General features: G+C 37.4%; 4 protein-coding genes. 2 read left to right on the top strand and 2 right to left on the bottom strand.

What is annotated here, in order from left to right; translation table 11 throughout:
* Positions 1–170: 170 nt before the first annotated feature.
* Positions 171–761, bottom strand: a complete 591-nt coding sequence (locus tag D5018_RS20490; RefSeq protein ID WP_121840835.1) for a hypothetical protein — start codon at positions 759–761, stop codon at positions 171–173.
* Positions 761–3760 carry a Tn3 family transposase gene (locus tag D5018_RS20485; protein ID WP_121840834.1) on the bottom strand — a complete coding sequence of 1000 codons (3000 nt, stop codon included), beginning with the start codon at positions 3758–3760 and terminating at the stop codon, positions 761–763. Before D5018_RS20485 ends, D5018_RS20490 begins: the two co-directional genes overlap by 1 nt.
* Before the next feature lie 171 nt (positions 3761–3931).
* Between D5018_RS20485 and D5018_RS20480 the strand changes: the two genes are divergently transcribed.
* The gene (locus D5018_RS20480; RefSeq protein ID WP_121840833.1) at positions 3932–4489 is read left to right on the top strand and encodes a recombinase family protein; all 558 of its coding nucleotides are present in this window, start codon (positions 3932–3934) and stop codon (positions 4487–4489) included.
* A gap of 96 nt (positions 4490–4585) precedes the next feature.
* The gene (locus D5018_RS20475; protein ID WP_121840832.1) at positions 4586–5602 is read left to right on the top strand and encodes a hypothetical protein; all 1017 of its coding nucleotides are present in this window, start codon (positions 4586–4588) and stop codon (positions 5600–5602) included.
* The last annotated feature ends 360 nt before the right edge of the window (positions 5603–5962 follow it).

The following is a 5962-nucleotide window of genomic DNA, read 5'->3' as shown; positions in this document are numbered from 1 at the left end:
AGAGAATTGTAACTGGGTTTAATTTAGGTCAAAAACTGCGTGACGAATTCAGTCAATTTCTTTTAAGTGAATTTAATTTAAAATCTAATGTTCATGTAAATAATTTGGGAGTAATAATCATAGAACAGCATTAAAGTTAATGCTCTAAATCATTTCGGGGCATAAATGATTTATAAATCATCATCAAGCTCCATTTGAATTTTTTTGAGCTCATTTAAATGGAACCTCATCAACTTGATATCATGCTCAGAATCAGTAGATGGCTCTAAATCGAATATGGGGTGATGATGAAATGGATTCTGGCATACAGTATCCATCAGCAGCTGTCCTTTTTTTGAGACTAATTTAATGACATCACTTAAAGAATTTATAAGATAAACGAGGGGCGATTGATTTAGCTGTAACTCTTTAAATTTATGGATCTGAACATGGATTAATTGCAAAAGATCTGTTCGCATGTAGTTGTTTAACATTTGTAATGAATGACTAGGAGAGCATGGGGTTACAAAACCGTTTTTATCTTCTTTAATGCTATATTTATCTGGATCATACCTTACCCAATATGAAGTCAGTCCCTTCTCGTCACTTCTCGCATTTGTTTTAATCTTACCTTGAGCAACTAATGAAGAAAGGGCTTCCTGTAGCTGTTCTTCGCTATAAGTTTTTCCGAGATGAACCCTAATATGGAAAATATTAACATGCTTTAGAAGGTCATCTTTTTTGCTATAGATAAATTGATAAACAGCTTTTTCTGCGGACATCAGTGACTATCCTCATTGAGTTGATTAAGCGGTCTTAAATTCCCCTTAGATACTTGTTCTTCCAGTGTAAATGAATAGTGACCCAATACGTTTATATGAGCATGACCAAGGGGCGATAACCTTGCTTTATCTTCAGATTTTATTTCAGACGCATCTTCTAGGTGCTCTATTGCAGACTGCATATATATTGTGTTCCACAAAACAACCGCATTGGTGACCAGCCCTAAAGCACCCAGCTGATCCTCTTGCCCCTCTCGGTAACGCTTTCGTATTTCACCTCTTTGACCGTAGCAGATTACCCTTGCTACAGCATGACGACCTTCTCCACGATTAAGTTGAGTCAAAATTCTGCGTCGGTAGTCCTCATCATCAATATAATTTAAAAGATAAATTGTCTTATTGATCTTTCCTGCTTCAATAATGGCTTGTGCCAAACTGGACGGTTTGGTGCTTTTTAGTAGTGTACTGATAAGCTCGGAGGCTCTGATCTTCCCTAACTTCAACGAACCAGCCAAGCGCATCATATCATCCCATTGTTGTAAAATTTTTTCTGTTTTTACTACTCCACGAACTACATCATTAAGAGCACCATAATCTGTATCTTTGTCTACTTTCCAGAATACAGCCTCACCTGCATCAGCTAAACGAGGTGAAAACTGATAACCCAATAGCCAAAACAATCCAAAAACAAGATCACTTGTACCAGTGGTATCCGTCATTATTTCAGTAGGGTTTAATCCTGTCTGCTGCTCTAATAGTCCTTCCAAAACAAACATTGAATCACGCAAAGTTCCAGGAATGACGATTCCATGAAAGCCTGAATATTGGTCAGATAAAAAGTTATACCAAGTGATCCCTCGTCCTGCACCAAAATATTTTTTATTAGCCGCTGAATTAATTGTTTTCACTGGTGTAACAAAACGAATACCATCAGCAGAAGCAACTTCTCCGCCACCCCATTGCTGAGCCAAAGGTAAGGTTGCCTGATGATCAACTAACTTAGCATTTGCGTTTACAATACTTTCATTTCTAAAGTAGTTTTGTTTAACCCAGCTCAATCTATGCCTTGTAAGTGCAGGGATATGTGATTTTATTAAGGGTTCGAAACCAATATTACAGGCTTCTGCTACTAATACAGCACAGATACTGATGGGTAAATCTTTGGCTCTAGCGTTTGTTTCGCTAATGTGGCTAAATTCGTTCAAAAATCCAGTATGTTCATGAATTTCCAATAGCAACTCTGTAAGATCTACTTTAGGCAATAGTGCTGTGACTTGCTGATTTAATTCTATTAAAGATTCAGGTTCCTCAAGTCGATCTAGGTTAGTAATTGTCAGGCTTGGTTTCTTTCCTGAATTGACTAAGGTGACAGCCTCATTTTGTGGGAAATTATTAACTACCCGTTTATAAGTGTTTTCTAATTGCTCCACGAGTCTACTTAATGCATCACCCCCCTTTAAAGGATGTCCTAATGATCGGCAAACCTGAATTCTGTTTTGTTGCCATTCAACACCATTGAGTAATTTTGCTCTTGGATCTCCCCATTTCTCCCCATGCTTAGCAAAGACATCTCGTCTCCGAATGCTGTCTTGAAAATTATCAATAAAACATAGTGTATATCCACGCTTAGTTACTCGGCCTTCTTTGTCATATACCAGACGTTTCCAAGCTGGACTGATAATTTCTAAAGGAGGTTGTTCTAGAAATTGTTTACGCGAATCCAATTCTTCTGCAAGGTAATGGTATGTTTTTAGTGTATTCTGACCAGCTGTAGTACCACCAATTTCAATATCTCTCAGTAAAGCTGGCATCAATCGAGACACTTTTCCATATTGTTCAACCATTTCATCATGAAAATTATCACTTGATGGTCTGGCTATTGAATGTATATTTTCGATAGATGCAGCAAGCTTCTTTCTAGAAATTTTTTTAAATATCTCTTTTCTTAACTCAGAAGGGGCGGTGTCATCATCAAGTAACACCGTACAAACGCTGGCAAGCTGCAATGCTGACTTATCGAGATCCTTTAATGTCCTGAGCCGTTTTTTCTTCCCCAGCCTTTTAGCTTCACCTGCAATACTCGTGATCAGCATATCAAGTATGTCAATTGCATCATCTAAAGCTAATGTTTCGTAATACTTGATAAAAGCCACCAAATACGAAATACGCTTTTCATCAGAAAGTCTTGCAAGTTTATATACGGAGGTCATCACAGGATGACGGGCTAAATTTTTTAATCTAGCTACTGGGATACCAGCAAAATCTAGGCTCTGAATACCATAAGCTTTCAATTCTAAATAACGCTGGACAGCTACATTAAAAGACACGCTACTAATTGTTGTTGGTTCTTTTCTCAATCTATCCAGCTTTGATGATTTTCCTTTGGTGGGAACTTCTAATAATTCATCTAGCTTTTGAATTTGTTGCCCATTCGGAAGGGCTGATAATCGTGACCAAAGACGATTTGCTGCTCGTTCACTTATCGAGGAAATTAGTCGAGTTAACGTTGTAACACCGGGTAAAAGAACTTTATGCTGAATTAGCCATGCTGTAGCGAAATCAAACATTAGGCTAGGACGTTCGTTGCTGATCCAAGCTCGAGTGTACAATTGACGACTTAATCTAAATTGCCACATCCCTGTAGAAAATTCATGATAACCATATTTTTCTCTTATCGCGCCATTGTGTTCAAATTGAGTGATTTCCCTAATGGCGTATTTATTGAGTACTCTGACACTTTTTATTGAAAGCTGTTTTGCAACATACCTTTTAACAACCAATGGCAAGGTTGTTACATCTTTACTAAAGGTTCCTAAAAATCTTAATGATGCCAGTTGCAGTGCAATACCTAATCGGTTGTGCTCACCACGACGAATAGATATGAACTCTTTATCAGACTCATCAAGATGAAAGTATCTTGCTAATTGAGCTTCATTTGGCACTTCGTGAAATTTTCCATACTGGGCTTTTTGCTCATCAGATAAAAAATCAATAGCCACTGAAAATCCCTGTCAATGGTTTTGTAAAATTTGAGAGTGATTAAAAGTTACCTGTCCAAAATGTTATAACTTAATAGACAGCCAAATCGCTCCCTCGTATAATGTCCATTAAATCGTTTTTAACACATTATTAGACACCTTGTCTATTAATCGATTTAAAGGACAAAACCCATGCGAAATTTTGGGTATGCCAGAGTCTCAACCAGTCAACAATCCCTCGACCTACAAATTCAGGCTCTAAAAGCAGAAGGTGTAAAACCTAACCGAATTTTTTCTGACAAAGCCACTGGAAGCAAAGCTGATCGAGAAGGGCTAAACCTGCTTCGACTAAAAGTTGAAGAAGGAGATGTGATATTGGTAAAAAAACTTGATCGATTAGGTAGAGATACTGCCGATATGATCCAATTGATTAAAGAGTTCGATGACATGGGCGTCTCTGTTAAATTCTTGGACGATGGGATCAGCACTGAAGGTACAATGGGGAAAATGGTTGTAACTATTTTAGCTGCAGTAGCACAAGCTGAGCGTCAACGAATTCTCGAAAGAACAAATGAGGGGAGAATAGAAGCACGGGCTAAAGGAATTAGGTTTGGTCGCAAACCTTCCGTAGATCGTTCTCAAGTCATTAAGCTTAAACGAAGTGGCGTACAAGCATCAGAGATTGCAAAACAGCTTGGTATTGCTCGCTCTACGGTCTATGCCATTTGTAAACAAGAGGTCGACGTTTAAGCGCAAAAATACAAGGAAGGTTTTTACTTATTGAACACTTTTTTTCTTCAATTTGTGGAATATAGAATACTATAGACTTAATCACTTGGAGTAACTATGCTGCAATTTACTCTGACTAGAGTTATCGATGGAAATACTTTTTTAGCCGAAAATCGTTCCCTTAAGAAACGTTCCAAATTCTCAACTTGGAAAAGAAAGTTAGAACAGGTCTATTGTTTTAAGTCTGACAAACAAGAATTATACCTTTTAGTATGTGTCTTTGGGTTAACACAAAAGCCCGTTCATCAGCTTTATAGGTTTACTGAACAGAGATATTCGCCTTCAAACAGCAGGGCAACCATTAGATTGAACTCACTCGAAGGCTTAAGGAGTATCGAAACACAAAACCTGAACGCTAAAGTTCAAGATGAAAATGAAGGTAAATTGAATATTGTATCTTCTAATAAAAATCAGTTACCAAGAGCAAGCAAGGACTCACCTGATTTTTCAATTAATCACCGAATAATTAGCAGTCGTGATACCTTCTTTGACGTGTTGTCATCACAGTTAGGGATCGGCAATCCAGATAGACTTTCAAAAATGATACAAACGGAAATAGTGCACGGAGTTGAAACCAATGCATTAATATATTGCTTAACCTCACTTCAATCTGAGTCTATATCTCAGCTAAAAAAAATTAGTCATTCAATTGAACCCAGTTACGATAGCTGTTCAAAGTTGGAAATTTCAACTGAACAATTTGCAAAGTTTCTTGTTGAAGCAATAGTAAATCAAATTATTAACAAGAACAAAAGTGTATGCCGACTAGCTAAGTCCACACATCTTATTGAACTCACACATGGTTCTGTAACGTATTCTGATTCGAAATTGGGTTTTGCACCTGATGAGAACTTTTCTGATAAAGATTACATTTTGAAAGCGAGCTTCGATAAAGAAAGACAGTTTGAACATCAAAGTGAATATAGGTTTCTGATTGACTTTAATCAGACTCAATTACCTGAAATTATCACTAAGCGGTTAATAAAACCTGAATTATTTCACTCTATTCACATTAATCAATCAGAGATTTTGACACTTCCAATAGATAATGACTTTTTTACAAAAATCTACTGAGCTAACGAAGGCTAAAATAAAATCAACACCTCGCTTAACGTATCTAATTGATATTTAAATCTAAAATTCAATTTTATGCTTCCTTAGCGTAGGTTTTCGTACCGTTGGGCTTCAACCCCCGCGAATACCTAAATTGGCGTTGAGAATCCCTTGTTCACGACCTCGACCTGATGCGCGATGCCGAACAAACAACGGCGTATTTTCATTTAAATTTGGTAATTCAGGTAATTTAATGCATAATTCGGAGCAATCCGGACACTGAATTCGGCATTATCCGGACACCTGTTTCGGGATAATCCGGACATTGAATTCGGTATTATCCGGACGATTTTTGTTCAAGTCCGGAATCGCTGTCCGGAT

The sequence above is a fragment of the Parashewanella curva genome (assembly GCF_003675895.1).
GTDB classification, from domain to species: Bacteria; Pseudomonadota; Gammaproteobacteria; order Enterobacterales; family Shewanellaceae; genus Parashewanella; species Parashewanella curva.
The sequence above is the reverse complement of the archived record's forward strand: the minus strand, read 5'-3'. Positions and strand labels throughout refer to the sequence as shown.

Coding starts and splice junctions, on each gene's coding strand:
- D5018_RS20490 (WP_121840835.1), bottom strand. CDS start 761: ATGTCCGCAGAAAAAGCTGTTTATCAATTTATCTATAGCAAAAAAGAT.
- D5018_RS20480 (WP_121840833.1), top strand. CDS start 3,932: ATGCGAAATTTTGGGTATGCCAGAGTCTCAACCAGTCAACAATCCCTC.
- D5018_RS20475 (WP_121840832.1), top strand. CDS start 4,586: ATGCTGCAATTTACTCTGACTAGAGTTATCGATGGAAATACTTTTTTA.